Origin of the sequence: Amycolatopsis sp. NPDC058340 (assembly GCF_042723975.1) — a bacterium.
In the GTDB taxonomy this organism is placed as follows: domain Bacteria; phylum Actinomycetota; class Actinomycetes; order Mycobacteriales; family Pseudonocardiaceae; genus Amycolatopsis.
This window is the reverse complement of sequence record NZ_JBHXIB010000091.1, coordinates 1-14,511: the sequence shown is the minus strand read 5'-3', so window position 1 is coordinate 14,511 and position 14,511 is coordinate 1. Positions and strand designations below refer to the sequence as shown.

The window sequence follows — 14,511 nt, the reverse complement described above, 5'->3', positions numbered from 1 at the left end:
CCGGCGCCCTGCCACGAGCCGTAAAGGCCAAAGTCCGTGAGGGCCTCCTTCCCTACCCTGAAGGTAGTGAAGGAGGCCCTCACGGACAGCCCGGCTACTCCAGCACGAGCAGCAGGTCCCCGCCTTCCACCTGCTGGACGGCGTTGATCGCGCGCCGCGACACCTTGCCGCCGGTGGAAGCGGTGATCGACGCCTCCATCTTCATCGCCTCGATGGTCGCGACCGTGGCACCGGCCTCGACCTCGTCGCCCTCGGACACCTGCAGCGTGACCACGCCCGCGAACGGCGCGGCGATCTGCTTCGGGTCGCCCTTGTCGGCCTTCTCCGTCGCCGGGATGTCCGACGCGATCGAGGTGTCGCGGACCTGGATCGGGCGCAGCTGCCCGTTGAGCGTGGACATCACCGTGCGCAGGCCGCGTTCGTCGGCCTCGCCGATGGCCTCCAGCTCGATCAGCAGCCGGACACCCTGTTCCAGGTCGACCGAGTACTCCTCGCCCGGCCGCAGGCCGTAGAAGAAGTCCTTGGACGGCAGGACGGAGGTGTCACCGTACTGCTCGCGGTGCGCCTCGAAGTCCTTCGTGGGCCCAGGGAACAGCAGCCGGTTCAGCGTCGCGCGCCGGTTCTCGGCCAGCCCCTTGTGGTCCTCTTCGGACAGTTCCTGCACCGGCTTCGGCTGAGCGCGGCCTTCGAGGGCCTTGGTGCGGAACGGCTCCGGCCAGCCGCCGGGCGGGTCGCCCAGTTCGCCGCGCAGGAAGCCGATCACCGAGTCGGGGATGTCGAACTTGTTCGGCTCCGCCTCGAAATCGGACGGCGAGACACCCGCGCCGACGAGGTGCAGCGCGAGGTCACCGACCACTTTGGACGAAGGCGTGACCTTGACCAGATGCCCGAGGATCTTGTCGGCGGCCGCGTACATCGCCTCGATGTCCTCGAACCGCTCGCCGAGGCCGAGCGAGATCGCCTGCGTGCGCAGGTTCGACAGCTGACCGCCCGGGATCTCGTGGTGGTACACGCGCCCGGTCGGCGACGAGAGTCCCGCCTCGAACGGCGCGTAGATCTTGCGCACGCTCTCCCAGTACGGCTCCAGGTCACCGATGGCCTGCAGGTCCAGCCCGGTCGGACGGCCCGAGTGATCCGTCGCCGCGACGAGCGCGGACAGCGACGGCTGTGACGTCGTACCCGCCATGGACGCGACGGCACCGTCGACGGCGTCCGCCCCGGCCTGGATCGCGGCGAGGTACGTCGCCAGCTGGCCACCCGCGGTGTCGTGTGTGTGGATGTGCACCGGAAGGTCGAATTCCTTGCGCAGCGCGGAAACCAGCCGCGCCGCCGCCGGCGCCCGCAGCAGGCCCGCCATGTCCTTGATGGCCAGGACGTGCGCCCCCGCGCCGACGATCTGCTCCGCCAGCTTGAGGTAGTAGTCCAGCGTGTACAGCTTTTCGGCCGGATCCGACAGATCCGAGGTGTAGCAGAGCGCCACCTCGGCGACGGCCGATCCGGTCTCGCGGACGGCTTCGATCGCCGGGCGCATCTGCTCGACGTCGTTGAGCGCGTCGAAGATCCGGAAGATGTCGATCCCGGTCGCCGTCGCCTCCTCGACGAAGGCGTGGGTCACCTCGGTGGGGTACGGCGTGTAGCCGACGGTGTTGCGGCCGCGCAGCAGCATCTGCAGGCAGATGTTCGGCACCGCTTCCCGCAGCTTCGCCAGCCGCTCCCACGGGTCTTCCGCCAGGAAGCGAAGGGCGACGTCGTAGGTCGCGCCGCCCCAGCACTCCAGCGAGAGCAGCTGCGGCGTGGTCCGCGCGACGATCGGCGCGACGGCGAGCAGGTCCTTCGTCCGCACACGGGTCGCCAGCAGCGACTGGTGCGCGTCGCGGAAGGTGGTGTCGGTGACGCCGATGGTCGGCGACTCCCGCAGCCAGCGGGCGAAACCCTCCGGGCCCAGCTCGGTCAGCTTCTGCTTCGAGCCGGGCGCCGGTTCGAGGCCCTTGGGCAGCTTCGGCAGTTTGACCTGCGGGTCGAGGGTGCGCGGCCGCTCGCCGTGCGGTTTGTTGACCGTCTTGTCGGCGAGGTAGGTCAGCAGCCTGGTCCCGCGGTCGGCCGAATGGCGCGCGGTGAGCAGATGCGGGCGCTCCTCGATGAACGACGTCGTGACACGGCCTTCGCGGAAGTCCGGGTCGTCGAGGACGGCCTGCAGGAACGGGATGTTCGTGGCCACCCCGCGGATCCGGAACTCGGCGACCGCGCGGCGGGCGCGGCCGACGGCGGTCTTGAAGTCGCGGCCACGGCAGGTGAGCTTCACCAGCAGCGAGTCGAAATGCGCGCTGATCTCGGTGCCGGAGAACGCCGTCCCGCCGTCGAGGCGGATACCGGAACCGCCGGGCGAGCGGTACGCGCTGATCATCCCGGTGTCCGGGCGGAAGCCGTTCGCGGGATCCTCGGTGGTGATGCGGCACTGCAGCGCGGCGCCGCGCAGGTACACCCTGTCCTGCGACAGGCCGAGGTCGTCGAGCGTCTCACCGGAGGCGATGCGCAGCTGCGACTGGACGAGGTCGACGTCGGTGACCTCCTCGGTCACCGTGTGCTCGACCTGGATGCGCGGGTTCATCTCGATGAAGACGTGGTTGCCGTCCCGGTCGAGCAGGAACTCGACGGTACCGGCGTTGCGGTAGCCGATCTGGCGCGCGAACTTCACCGCGTCGGCGCAGATCCGGTCCCGCAGTTCGGACGGCAGGTTCGGCGCCGGGGCCAGCTCGACGACCTTCTGGTGCCGCCGCTGGACCGAGCAGTCGCGCTCGTAGAGGTGGATCACGTTGCCCGCGCCGTCGGCGAGGATCTGGACCTCGATGTGGCGCGGCTCGACGACGGCCTTCTCGATGAACACCGTCGGGTCGCCGAAGGCCGACTCGGCCTCGCGTGCGGCGGCCTCGATGGATTCGCGCAGCTGCGCCGGGTCCTGGACGCGGCGCATACCGCGTCCGCCACCGCCGGCGACGGCCTTGACGAACACCGGGAAGCCGATCTCCTCGGCGGCGGCGATCAGCGCGTCGACGTCGGACGACGGCTCGGAGGAACCCAGCACCGGCACGCCCGCCTCGCGGGCGGCCTTGACCGCGCGGGCCTTGTTGCCGGTCAGCTCGAGGATGTCCGCGCTCGGTCCGACGAAGGTGATTCCTTCGTCCTCGCACGCGCGCGCGAGGTCCGGGTTCTCGGAGAGGAAGCCGTAGCCGGGGTAAACGGCGTCGGCGCCCGCCTTCTTGGCGGCCGCCACGATTTCCTCGACCGACAGATAGGCCCGCACCGGGTGACCGGGTTCGCCGATCTCGTAGGCCTCGTCGGCCTTCAGCCGGTGGAGCGAATTGCGGTCTTCGTGCGGGAACACAGCCACCGTGCCCGCGCCGAGCTCGAATCCGGCGCGGAACGCGCGGATGGCGATCTCACCCCGGTTGGCGACCAGTACCTTGCGGAACATGCCGGTCCTTCCCATCATCGGATCGGTAGGTGAGGCACGTTACCTGCTCGCTCCCGCAGGGCGGGAGTTGTCGTCCAGGTGATGGACGTCATCCCTGGCTGAGTTGCGCCCCGGGACTCTGCAGCAACCTGTTCGCGGTGCCCTCGTGGACCCCGGTCAGCACGTCGACCGAAGCGAGGTCGACGAGTGCTTTCGCGACGTCCGGCGCCGGTGCCTCCGGGTGCAGGGCCCGGTACAGCGCGGCCACCCCGGCGACGTGCGCGGCGGCCGACGACGTGCCGCTGAGCACCCGGCCGCCGCTCCCGCCCGCGTTGGGTCCCGGCACGTCGACGCCGGGCGCGAACAGGTCGACGACCTCGCCGTAGTTCGACGTCGACCCGACCTGGTCACTCGCGTCGGTCGACCCGACGGTGAGCGCTTCGGTGACCCGGCCGGGTGAGAACTTGCCCGCGTCGGTGGCCTCGCCGCCCGCCGGAAGCGCGATCGGGACGACCGCCGCGAGCGCCCGGACGGCGGCGTCGAGCTGGTCGTTGGCCGTGCCGCCGATGCCGAGGACGGCGACGGCGGGCTGCTGGGCGTTCTGTGTCACCCAGTCGATCCCCGCGATGATCTTGTCCGTGGCACCACCGCCCTGCGCGTCGATCACCCGGACCGGGACGATCTGCGCGGCCTTCGCGACGCCGAAGGTCCTCGACGCGGCGACACCGGCCAAGTACGTGCCGTGACCGTTGGTGTCGGAGGTGTCCGTGCCGCCGTTCAGGAAGTCCTTGCCGGGTTTGACGCGGCCGCCGAAATCCGGATGCGCCGCGTCGACCCCGCTGTCGATCACGTAGACCGTGACGTCCTTGGCGTCGGTCTCGTAGTGGTAGAGCTGATCGAGACCCGTTCGCTGGTCGATCCGGTCCAGCCCCCAGTTCGGCGGGTTCTGCTGCACTTCCGTCGCGGAGGCGGGCTGCGCCACCAGCACCAGGAGGGCCAGCGCGGCCATGATCCGTACCAGTCGAATGATCATTCCTTGGCTCTACGCCTGTGCTTCCGGGGCGGCAACCCCGGAGTGTCACCCGTTCGACTGGTCTTGGCCGATATGGGCGCTGACCGTCGACTTCGGGAAGCAGACCAGCGCGTCGAACGCCTCCACGACGTCGACGGGGTTGAACAGGTGCGCGTGCCGGATGCTCCGCGGTCCCGCGGTTCCCCGTCGTGCGCGGAGGTCCATCAGCCCCGGTCCCTCGGCTTCGACGCTGCCGTCCGCGGGTGCTTCCAGCTCCTGGCGGTACACGGTGAAACCGAGCCGTGCCTCAGGATCGGGCTTGAGCCCGGTGGTTTCGCCGTCGACGGCGGTGAGCCCGAGCGCGAAGTATTCGTCGCCGAACTCGGCGGCCAGATGCGTACCCGCCGACGGCGAGGTGAGGCCGGGAAACGGCGAGAACGGCACGCGCTGGAGGTGTCCGTTGTGGAGCAGCACGACGATCTTCGTGTCGTCGCCGTGCAGCCGCCGGATCAGCCGGACGGTGTCGGCCATGTACGCGTCGCGCGAACCGCTCTGCAGGGCGGGCGCGTCGCCGGACATCATCGCGGCGACCTCGGCGAGGTACGCGTCGACACGCAGCGCGCCTTCGACGTGGTGCTCCGCGACGGCGGTGTCCCCGTAGACGGGACGCAGCGAGGTCAGGTGCGTCTTGAGCCGGGTGAGCGCCGCGGTCGCCTTGTCCTTCGCGGCCGTGTCGAGGGCGGCGTACTTGGCGGGCGCTTCCGCGCTGCTGACCGACGCGTATCCCTTGGTCGCCTCGATCGCCGCGTCGACGAGGGCTACGGCCGTTCCGTCCACAGTGGACAGGTAGGCGCGGACGGCTTCGAGCGACGGCACCGGCGAGCCCGCGGAACTCGGCACGTCGAGGCCGTAGTACCGGACGTCGCCCCGTTCGCGGAGCCACGTCAGCATTTCGTGCGCCTCGGGCGACTCCCCGAGCGAGAAGGTGAAACCGTCGCGACCGATGTCGGCGACGTCGCCGGGGGCACCCTTCAGCCAGTCTTCGACGAGCTCGCCCTCGGCGAAGCCGGACTCGAACGCCACGACCCGGAAGCCGTGCTGCTCGACGAGGTGCCGGAGCAAACGATTGCGCAGGTCGCCGAACTCGTGGATGTGGTGGTTGTTCTCACCGATGGCGACGATCCTGGCGTCCCCGATGAGTTCGGCGATCTTCGCTGGGTCTGACATACTGACCACACTAACGCAACAGGAGTAGCAATTGGCAACCTCCGGTACCCAGCGGCCCGGCGGCCGGACCGAGCGCACGCGCCAGGCCGTCCTGCACGCCACCCTCGACCTGCTGGCCGAACGCGGCTTCGGCGAACTGACCGTGGACGCGGTCGCCGAGCGGTCCGGGGTGCACAAGACCACGGTGTACCGGCGCTGGTCGTCACCGGACGGCCTCGTCGCCGCCGCGCTGCAGATGGGCACGGAGGACGACTGGACGGCGCCCGACACCGGGTCGCTCGAAGGCGATCTGTACGAGGTCGCGGCCGAGGTGGTGCGGTATTTCACCGAGCCCGAGCTGAAGGAGCTGCCGACGGCGTCGGTGTCGGCGGCCTTCCAGTCACCGCGAGCGGCCGAGGCGCTGCACGACTTCTACGCCGACCGGCACGTGCGCATGGCGCCGATCGCGGAACGGGCCGTCGCTCGGGGCGAGATCCCCGCCGGCACGGACGGCGACGAGCTGGTGCGGGCGGTGTGCGGGCCGCTCTTCTACCGGCTGTTCCTGTCACGGGAAAGCGTGACGGTGGCGGACGCGCGGGTCGCGGCGCGGGCGGTCGCGGTGGCGGCGCGGGAGGGCGCTTTTGTGCGGATCTCTTGACCGGCTCCTGGGGTCTCGTCGCTCGCCTGAGTACGTGAAGGTCGAGTTTCTTCGGCTGGGGCAGGTGGTGCAGCCGGGGCCGCGGGTGGCGATCGCATAGTCCGTGAGGGCCTCCTTGCCTACCTTCAGGGTAGGGATGGAGGCCCTCACCGCCTATTCGACCACTCACGACCATCCAGGCCCACCGAGCCCGGGGCTGCGGACAGTTTTACCGTCAGCGCCAAGCCTTTTCCGCGCCAGACTGGTCTCTCCGAGCCACGAGAGGGGACCGTCATGACCGAGGAAGTCCGGAACCGGACGCGGGAGATGCCGCGCCAGCTCAAGTTCGTCCGCGTCTTCCTTTGGATACAGGCGGTCCTCAACATCCTCGTCAGCGCGCTCGTGACCGCGCTCGCGATCAACGAACTCGACCACGGCAACGAGGAAGCGGGCCTCGCCCTGGCGCTGGCGATCCTCGGTTTCGTCGTCGCCGTCGTGCTGATCGCTTGCGCGATACGGATTTCCCACGGTTCGCCCTGGGTGCGGCCGACGGTCATCGCGGTGGAAGGGCTGGCCGTGGTCATGGGGTTGATCAGCCTGGTGAACGGCGGGGCGATCACCCAGCTGATCGGGATGGGCATCGCCGTCGGCATCATCGTCACCCTCAACAAACCCGAGGAAAGCGCCTGGTTCAAACGCTGACGAGGTCGATCCGGTAGCGCACTTCGGAAAGCGGGACGTCCTCGCCGGGCATGGTGTCCGTCTTGGTCGCCCCGTCCGGCCGCCATCCTCCGGCGGCGTAGAACCGCTGGGCGCGTTCGTTGGTGTCGAGCACCCAGAGCGTCGCCTCGCGGTGGCCCGATTCCCGCAGCGCGACGACGGCGGTGTCGAGCAGCAGTCTGCCCAATCCGGTACCCCAGCGCGCCGGTTCGAGGTAGATCGCGCGCAGTTCCCCGCGAATCCGGTCGACGGCGGTGAAGCCGAGCAGCGCCCCGTCTTCGACCAGGACCAGGATGTCGCCCTGGTGGGCGGGGTCGGCAAGGGTCCGCTGCCAGCGGGCGGCCCTTTCCTCGACGGACAGATCGCGAAGGTAGAGCTCGGGCAGCAGGCCCTGGTAGGCCGACTGCCACGACCGCACGTTCACCTCCGCGATGGGCCAGGCGTCCTCGACGGTCGCGAGGCGGATCGTCGCCATCGTCAGCCTTTCACTTTCCGGGCGGCGAAACCGGTCACGACGGCCAGCGAGAGCACCGCCCCCAGCGCGATCCCCCAGCCGGCGCCGGTGACGCTCGAACTGCTCGGCATCGCGTAGAACAGCACGCACACCATGACGATGCCGCCCGCGGCCACCCCGCCGAGGAAGGCGACCCCGAAGGCCGCCGGCCGCAGCAACGCGCCCAGCAGCGTCCCGATCAGGAGCACGACCGAGACCACGAGGTGGATCGCGGCCTCGTCGGCCCGGCTCGACGAGTAGCCGATCAGTTTGACGGCCTCCGCCACCAGCCCGGCCGCGCAACCGGCCCCGGCCACGAGGGCCGCGACGGCGAGCCCGTCCCGCGGCTTGCCCAGCCCGAGCCGGAAACTCCGGTCACGCCGTATCGCGACCAGCGCGCAGACCGCCCCCGCGAGCAGGCAGCCGGAGGTGAGGACGAGCAGCGCCGGGCCGGTCGGGATCGCCGACAGCAGCGCGAGTCCGCACAGCGCCCCCGGCCCCGCCATCCGGCGCGTGCTCGGCAGGAGCATCGCGATCCCCGCCGCCGTCGCGAAGACCCCGAGCGGCACGACCGTCCAGCCGCCGTCTTCGAAGAAATCCTCCAGGCTGTGGCTGAGCGCGAAGGCGATGGGCACCAGGTACACCGCCGCCGCGAACGCGAGCAGACCGGCGGCGACGGCGAACGGCTCGGCCTTCGGCGAAGAAGCCGCGGCCGCCACTGGCTCCGGGACCCGCTCAGGCTCCGGGACCGGCTCGGGCTCAGGCTCCGGTCGCGACCGGGGCGGCACCGGCGCGGGTTCAGCGACGACCTGGCCCTCGACCCGCACCACCACCTCGCCGGTCGGTCCGGTCACCGTGATCCGCCCGTCGAACGCCCCGAGCTCCGACAGCTCCAGGGAGATTTCGGCACCGTCGCCGTCTTCGGTCACCCGCAGCCAGGAATGCGACGAAGCGAAGTGGCACGCCCGCGCGATCGGCGGCCCGGCCAGCCGGACACGCGCCACCGGGCGCGCTCCCCGGACGACCTCGCCGAACCGGATCACGCCGGATTCGGCCCGCACTCGCGCTTCCCGTCGCGCCCGGTCGGCGGCCTCGGCGATGTGCTGGATGTCGGTCTGCGCCATCGTGGTGAGGACTTCGTACGCGCCGATGGCGACCGACAGGTTGCCGCTCGTCAGCCGTCGCTCGAGTTCGGTCACCGCGCCGAGGCGGGTGAACATGTTGGGATCCTCGCTCGCCGCGCGCAGATCGGCCGGGACCGGCGACGGTTTGATCCGGCGGCGCCTGCTCCTGGCCAGGTACAGCTCGCCCTGCATCTCGATGTCGCGGCTGGGTGTCTGGTTCGGATTCCGCTCCCGGACGCTGTAGAACAGATAGTCGTAAAGCTCGCCGAGCGCGATCCAGCCGTCCTCGTCGCGGTCCGCGTCGCCCGTCCGCAGCCCTTCGACCAGTGCCGAGGTGAACACCGACGGCCGCACGTGGTCGTCGGCGAGCTGATCACCCTCGAAGGCGTACTCGATGGAGTTCGACGCGGTGATCACCGCCCGGCCACGGCCGCCGAAACCCCCGCCGGGGAACGCGTCGAGCACGTTGGCCTCACCGGTGGCGCGCACGGCGACCCCTTGACTGAACGCGCCGCCGTAACAGCAGTCCAGCAGGAGGACGATGCTCCGCGACCGGCTCATCCGCATACAGCGCTGGACGAAGTCGGCGGGGACCGCGGTCGACGCGAGCCGCTCCGGCCGGGTGTTGCGGGCGGCGAAGAACAGCTCGCCCGACTCGCTTTTCAAGCCGTGGCAAGAGAAATGCACGAGCAGGACGTCGTCCGGGGCGCTGTCGGCGAACAGATCCTCGACCCGGCCCGCGATCACGTGCGCGGTCTCGTCACGCACCACCTGGACGTCGAACTCGCTCACGGCCCGGTCGGCGAGGACCTCGGCGAGCGCCTCGGCGTCGGCGGCCGGGGACCGCAGCGCGCTCAGCCCGGGGTTGTCGTACTCCCCGTTGGCGATGATCAGGGCACGCCGCTCGCCGGTCATGACGACGAATGCCTGCGCACGAAGAGATCGACGAGTTTGTCCTGATCGGTGAGCGTCGCTTCGGACAGCTCCAGCACGTCGCCGTCGATTTCCAGCCGGACCGTGCGTTTCACCCGTCCGCCGCGCGAAAGCCATTCCCGTACGGCCGCCACCACCGAGCGCAGGCCTTCGGCGGACTTCCCCAGCGTGACCAGCAGGCCGCCCGCGGTCGCCACGTCGAAGCCCCGCGAGCCGGGTGGTGCCTCGCCTGCGGGCAACGCCTTGACCTCGGCGACACCGCGCTCGATCAGTTCCCCTCGGAGGTACCCGGCGAGCTGGTCGACCCGTTCCGCGTCGGCCCCGTCCTCACCGAGCCGGATCCGCACCGCTGCTGTCATCCCGGCCTCCCTCGCCCGTACGGAACGAGGAAAGCCCCTTTACCCGTCCGGCGGCAAGGTCCGATCGGGCAGAGCTGTTCACGTCAGCTTTTTTCCAGATACTCCACGCGATCTTCGTCGACGACGTCGGCGATCATATGCGCCAGCCCCAAGTAATTACCCAAGGCCGGGTCCTTCTCGACGATTTCCAACGCACGGGCCCGTGCCTCGGCGATGACGTCCTCGTCGCGCAGCAGCGACAGCAGTTTCAGGGTCGACTTCTTCCCCGACTGCGCGGCGCCGAGGATGTCGCCTTCGCGGCGCAGTTCCAAGTCCATTCTGGACAGTTCGAAACCGTCCGTCGTGGACTCGACGGCGGCGAGCCGCTCGCGGGTGGTGGTCCCGTCCAGGGTTTCGGTGACCAGCAGGCAAAGCCCCGGCACGCTGCCCCGGCCGACCCGGCCGCGCAGCTGGTGCAGCTGGCTGATGCCGAACCGGTCGGCGTCCATGATCACCATCGCCGTCGCGTTCGGCACGTTCACGCCGACCTCGATCACCGTGGTGGCGACGAGCACGTCCAGGTCGCCCTTGGAGAACGCCTGCATCACGGCGTCCTTGTCGTCGGCGGGCATCCGGCCGTGCAGTGCGCCGATCTTCAGCCCCTTCAACGGTCCTTCGGCCAGCTCCGGCGCCACGTCGAGGACCGCGAGCGCGGGCCGCTTGTCGCCCTTGTCCGAAGCCGGTTCGTCGCCGATACGCGGGCAGACGATGTACGCCTGGTGCCCCTTGCCGCATTCCTCGCGAACCCGCTGCCACGCCCGGTCCAGCCAGGCAGGCCGCTCCGCGACCGGCACCACCGACGTCTTGATCGGCGACCGGCCGACCGGCATCTCGCGCAGCGCGGAGATCTCCAGATCGCCGTAGACGGTCATCGCGACCGTCCGCGGGATGGGCGTCGCGGTCATGACGAGGACGTGCGGGCTGGTCTCGTCGGCGCCGCGGGAGCGCAGCGCGTCCCGCTGCTCCACCCCGAAACGGTGCTGCTCGTCGACGACGACCAGGCCGAGATCCGCGAAGGACACCGTGTCCTGGATGAGCGCGTGCGTGCCGACGATGATCCCGGCCTCGCCGCTGACCGTCTCCAGCAACGCCTTCTTGCGTTCCTTGGCGCCCATCGAACCGGTCAGCAGGGTCACGCGCGTCGCGTTCTCCGCGCCGCCGAGTTCGCCCGCCTGCCCGAGGTCGCCGAGCATCTCGCGCAGCGACCGGGCGTGCTGCGCGGCGAGGACCTCCGTCGGCGCGAGCATCGCCGCCTGCCGCCCGGAATCGACGACCTGCAGCATGGCCCGCAACGCGACCACGGTCTTGCCGGAACCGACCTCGCCCTGCAGCAGCCGGTTCATCGGATGCTCGGTGGACAGATCGCGGGCGATCTCTTCGCCGATCTCCTGCTGGCCCGACGTCAGCGCGAACGGGAGCCGCTTGTCGAAGGCGTCGAGGATGCCGCCTTCGGTGTGCGGGCAGGCTTTCGCGGGCCGCGAGACCAGGGAATGCCGACGCTGCGCGAAAATCAGCTGCACCGCCATGGCTTCGTCCCATTTGAGCCGGTCACGCGCGGAGTTCAGCGCCTGCCAGCTCGACGGACGGTGGATACCGCGCAGCGCGCTTTCCAGGCTGGGCAGGCCGTACCGGGCGAGCAGCTCGATCGGCATCGGGTCCTCGTCGACCTCCAGCACGTCCAGCACCTGCCGGACGGCCTTGGCGATCACCCAGGTCGGGATCCCCTGCGCCGCCGGGTACACCGGGATGATCTCGGCGAGGAAATCGTCCATCGCCTCGGCCTGGCGATCGGCGTCGAACAGTTCGTACTCGGGATTCGCCAGTTGCAGGACGTCGCGGAAGGCGGTGACCTTGCCCGCGAACAGCCCGTTCTTGCCGGGTACGAGCTCTTTTTCGCGCCAGGCCTGGTTGAAGAAGGTGCACTGCAGGCGGCGTTTGCCGTCGGTGATCACCATTTCGAGCAAGGTGCCGCTGCGCGCCTTCATCCGGCGCTTGTTGACCCGCTCGATCCGCGCCATCACGGTGGCGTGCTCGCCGAGTTCGAGGCCGGCGATGTCGGTGAGCTGCCCGCGCTCGGCGTAGCGGCGGGGATAGTGGCGCAGGAGGTCGCTGACCGTCTCGATCTTGAGGCCCTTGGCCAGCGCCTTCGCCGTCGCCGCGCCCACGACCAGTTTGAGGTCCGCGCGCAGGTTGGTCATGCGGTCACTCCACCCCCATCAGCAGCACGGCGTCGGACTGGCCGCCGGCGTAACTCGTCACTTCGACCTCGGGATGCTCCAGGCGCAGCTGATCGGCCAGCTCACCGGGCAGCCGGACCGGCGCGTCCACGCCGGTCAGCACGGTGACCAGTTCGCCACCGAGGGCCAGCATCCGGTTCAGCACGCCGACCGCCGCCGCGACCAGGCTCGTCTCCGAGGCGGGCGCGGGCTCGATCAGCACGACCTCGCCGTCGACGAGGCCGACGACGTCACCGGCCTGCGCCCGGCCCACCCAGGTTAGCGACTCCTCCTGCGCGATCCTCAGTTCGCCACGCCTGGTCGCGGCGGCCGCCTCGGCCATGGCGACCACGTCGTCGTTGGTGCGGCGGTCCTGGTCGTGGACGGCCAGCGCGGCGAGCACCTGGACGGGTGACACGCACGGGATGACGACGACATCGCGATCCGCGGCCATCGCGTGCCCGGCCGCCGCGTCGGCCGCCGCGGTCAGCTGTTGACCACCGGGAAGGACGGTGACGTGATGCCCGGCGGCCTCGTTGATCAGGCCCAGCATCTCCTCGACCGTCGGCTCGGCCCCCTGCGGGACCGAAAGCACCGCGACCCCCTCCGCGCGCAGCAGTTCGGCCAGCGGCCCGCCGTGGACCACGGCGACCACCGACCGGTCGATCCCGCCGCCGACCTCGACCGGGGTGGGCGTGATCAGCGGCTCGACCCGGACCCGGCGGGGGCGGCCAAGCTCGATCCCGGCCTCCAGCGCCGCGCCGATGTCCGCGCAGTGGACATGGACGGCGTACGCGCCCGCGCCGTCCCCGGCGACCGTGACGCTGTCACCCAGGCCGCTGAGGGTCTTGCGAAGCCCGGGGAGGCTGCCTTCGTCGACGTCGTCGAGCAGGTACATGACCTCCCACGCGGTCGGCGCGTCGATCGTGTGATGGTGATGAGCTTCGAGCGGGTGCTCCGGCTCGGTGAGGCCCCCGGAGATCACGCCGGAAAGCGCGTCGAGGACCGCGACGAGGCCGCGGGCACCCGCGTCGACCACCCCGGCAACCGCCAGGACGGGCAGCTGCTTCGGGGTCTCTTCGAGCGCTTCGGCGGCGACACTCGCCGCTTCGGCGGCCACCTCTTCGAGTGAGCCCGTCGCGCCGCGGACGGCCGCGGCGACGGTGTGCAGGACGGTCAGGATGGTCCCGGCCACCGGACGGCTCACCGCGCCCGTGGCGGCCCGGTCCGCGCAGCCGAGCGCCTCCGCGAGCCCGGGCCCGTCGAGGTCGCGGGCGGCCGCCGACTCGGCGATCCCGCGCACGACCTGCGACATGATCACGCCCGAGTTGCCCTTGGCCGCCGCGACCGCGCCCTTGGCGAACGCCGCCAGCGCCTCGGCGGTCGTCGACGGCTCGGCCTCCGCCAGCGCTTCGCGGGCCGCGGTCATGGTGAACAGCAGGTTGGAACCGGTGTCGGAGTCGGCGACCGGGTAGACGTTGATGCCGTCGATCGACGGCCGCAGCACCGCCAAGCTGTGCACACAGGCCGCCGACCAGGCCGACACCGCCGCCACGTCCAGCACCCGCACCCCGTAACCTCCTAGCTGTTCCAGCGAGGGTATCGACCCGGTGCCGGAGGGCTCTGAGCCACTGGTTACTATGGTCGAGTTGCCCAGCATGCTGGGCGCGTCATTCTTTGTCCCAGATCCAGAGGAGTTCGACGTGGCTGCCGTGTGCGACGTCTGTGGCAAGGGACCGGGCTTTGGCAAGTCGGTCTCGCACTCCCACCGGCGTACCAACCGCCGGTGGAACCCGAACATCCAGACCGTTCACGCCAAGATCGGTCTGTCCCAGCGCAAGCGCCTGAACGCCTGCACCTCGTGCATCAAGGCGGGCAAGGTCGTTCGCGGCTGAGCCGGGTTTTTGGGGAATGGCGGGTGCTCTTCGGAGCGCCCGCCATTTTTTTTGCGCTCCGGCTCGGGTCGGGTTGCGAAAGCCACTTTCGCAACGTTGAAGGTTGCGAAAGTGGCTTTCGCAACGTGGGGCCGCGCTGTCCGTGAAGGCCGGCAGGCGTGATCCGACGGACGACACAGGTGACCGAGTGGACGACACGCGTGTCCAGCCGGACGACACGCGGCGGGACCGATCGCGCCCGAGTGTCGTCCGACCAGTCACGCGTGTCGTCCGTCGAATCACCCGTGCCGTCCATTCCGTCACGCCAGACTGACTCGATCTGGGCCCCGTGCGCACCCCCGCGAAGTCCGTGAAGGCCTCCTTGAGGGACTCTGGGTCCCTCAAGGAGGCCTTCACGGACTTGGACATCGCCCCAGGAGTCACACC

The 14,511-nt window shown here is 70.2% G+C and carries 11 protein-coding genes; 3 read left to right on the top strand and 8 right to left on the bottom strand.

Annotation, left to right across the window (positions count from 1 at the left end; all coding sequences use genetic code 11):
• Positions 1 to 94: 94 nt before the first annotated feature.
• The 3 genes from ACFWIW_RS41605 to ACFWIW_RS41595 all read right to left on the bottom strand — a co-directional run bounded on the left by ACFWIW_RS41605 (position 95) and on the right by ACFWIW_RS41595 (position 5,690).
• Positions 95 to 3,472, bottom strand: a complete 3,378-nt coding sequence (locus ACFWIW_RS41605; RefSeq protein WP_378373520.1) for a pyruvate carboxylase — start codon at positions 3,470 to 3,472, stop codon at positions 95 to 97.
• An 88-nt stretch (positions 3,473 to 3,560) separates the two neighbouring features.
• A complete protein-coding gene (locus tag ACFWIW_RS41600; RefSeq protein ID WP_378373521.1) occupies positions 3,561 to 4,460 on the bottom strand; it encodes a S8 family peptidase in 900 nt (299 codons plus the stop codon).
• Between the two features lie 69 nt (positions 4,461 to 4,529).
• Positions 4,530 to 5,690 carry an erythromycin esterase family protein gene (locus tag ACFWIW_RS41595; RefSeq protein WP_378373519.1) on the bottom strand — a complete coding sequence of 387 codons (1,161 nt, stop codon included), beginning with the start codon at positions 5,688 to 5,690 and terminating at the stop codon, positions 4,530 to 4,532.
• A gap of 31 nt (positions 5,691 to 5,721) precedes the next feature.
• Between ACFWIW_RS41595 and ACFWIW_RS41590 the strand changes: the two genes are divergently transcribed.
• Together ACFWIW_RS41590 and ACFWIW_RS41585 are read left to right on the top strand one after the other, a co-directional pair.
• Positions 5,722 to 6,327 (top strand): TetR/AcrR family transcriptional regulator, encoded by a 606-nt coding sequence (locus ACFWIW_RS41590; RefSeq protein ID WP_378373518.1) that lies wholly within the window; start codon positions 5,722 to 5,724, stop codon positions 6,325 to 6,327.
• Positions 6,328 to 6,600: 273 nt separating this feature from the next.
• Positions 6,601 to 7,008 carry a hypothetical protein gene (locus tag ACFWIW_RS41585; protein ID WP_378373517.1) on the top strand — a complete coding sequence of 136 codons (408 nt, stop codon included), beginning with the start codon at positions 6,601 to 6,603 and terminating at the stop codon, positions 7,006 to 7,008.
• Here the strand turns inward: ACFWIW_RS41585 and ACFWIW_RS41580 are convergent.
• From ACFWIW_RS41580 to ACFWIW_RS41560, 5 genes are all read right to left on the bottom strand, one after another.
• Complete coding sequence (locus tag ACFWIW_RS41580; protein WP_378373516.1) at positions 6,998 to 7,501, bottom strand: GNAT family N-acetyltransferase; 504 nt, start codon at positions 7,499 to 7,501, stop codon at positions 6,998 to 7,000. The two genes, ACFWIW_RS41585 and ACFWIW_RS41580, sit on opposite strands and share 11 nt — an antisense overlap.
• A 2-nt stretch (positions 7,502 to 7,503) precedes the next feature.
• On the bottom strand, positions 7,504 to 9,558 hold the full coding sequence (locus ACFWIW_RS41575; protein ID WP_378373515.1) for a caspase domain-containing protein: 2,055 nt from the start codon (positions 9,556 to 9,558) through the stop codon (positions 7,504 to 7,506).
• Positions 9,555 to 9,935 carry a hypothetical protein gene (locus ACFWIW_RS41570; RefSeq protein WP_378373514.1) on the bottom strand — a complete coding sequence of 127 codons (381 nt, stop codon included), beginning with the start codon at positions 9,933 to 9,935 and terminating at the stop codon, positions 9,555 to 9,557. Before ACFWIW_RS41570 ends, ACFWIW_RS41575 begins: the two co-directional genes overlap by 4 nt.
• Positions 9,936 to 10,018: 83 nt before the next feature.
• Positions 10,019 to 12,172 (bottom strand): ATP-dependent DNA helicase RecG, encoded by a 2,154-nt coding sequence (gene recG, locus ACFWIW_RS41565; RefSeq protein WP_378373513.1) that lies wholly within the window; start codon positions 12,170 to 12,172, stop codon positions 10,019 to 10,021.
• Between the two features lie 4 nt (positions 12,173 to 12,176).
• The gene (locus tag ACFWIW_RS41560; protein ID WP_378373512.1) at positions 12,177 to 13,760 is read right to left on the bottom strand and encodes a DAK2 domain-containing protein; all 1,584 of its coding nucleotides are present in this window, start codon (positions 13,758 to 13,760) and stop codon (positions 12,177 to 12,179) included.
• A gap of 133 nt (positions 13,761 to 13,893) precedes the next feature.
• Here ACFWIW_RS41560 and rpmB point away from each other — a divergent pair, with 133 nt between their 5' ends.
• On the top strand, positions 13,894 to 14,085 hold the full coding sequence (gene rpmB / locus ACFWIW_RS41555; RefSeq protein ID WP_007031450.1) for a 50S ribosomal protein L28: 192 nt from the start codon (positions 13,894 to 13,896) through the stop codon (positions 14,083 to 14,085).
• The last annotated feature ends 426 nt before the right edge of the window (positions 14,086 to 14,511 follow it).

Excerpts from the sequence above, each read along its gene's own strand:
- ACFWIW_RS41605 (WP_378373520.1), bottom strand. The coding sequence starts at position 3,472 with ATGTTCCGCAAGGTACTGGTCGCCAACCGGGGTGAGATCGCCATCCGC.
- ACFWIW_RS41600 (WP_378373521.1), bottom strand. The coding sequence starts at position 4,460 with ATGGCCGCGCTGGCCCTCCTGGTGCTGGTGGCGCAGCCCGCCTCCGCG.
- ACFWIW_RS41595 (WP_378373519.1), bottom strand. The coding sequence starts at position 5,690 with ATGTCAGACCCAGCGAAGATCGCCGAACTCATCGGGGACGCCAGGATC.
- ACFWIW_RS41585 (WP_378373517.1), top strand. The coding sequence starts at position 6,601 with ATGACCGAGGAAGTCCGGAACCGGACGCGGGAGATGCCGCGCCAGCTC.
- ACFWIW_RS41580 (WP_378373516.1), bottom strand. The coding sequence starts at position 7,501 with ATGGCGACGATCCGCCTCGCGACCGTCGAGGACGCCTGGCCCATCGCG.
- ACFWIW_RS41575 (WP_378373515.1), bottom strand. The coding sequence starts at position 9,558 with ATGACCGGCGAGCGGCGTGCCCTGATCATCGCCAACGGGGAGTACGAC.
- ACFWIW_RS41570 (WP_378373514.1), bottom strand. The coding sequence starts at position 9,935 with ATGACAGCAGCGGTGCGGATCCGGCTCGGTGAGGACGGGGCCGACGCG.
- recG (WP_378373513.1), bottom strand. The coding sequence starts at position 12,172 with ATGACCAACCTGCGCGCGGACCTCAAACTGGTCGTGGGCGCGGCGACG.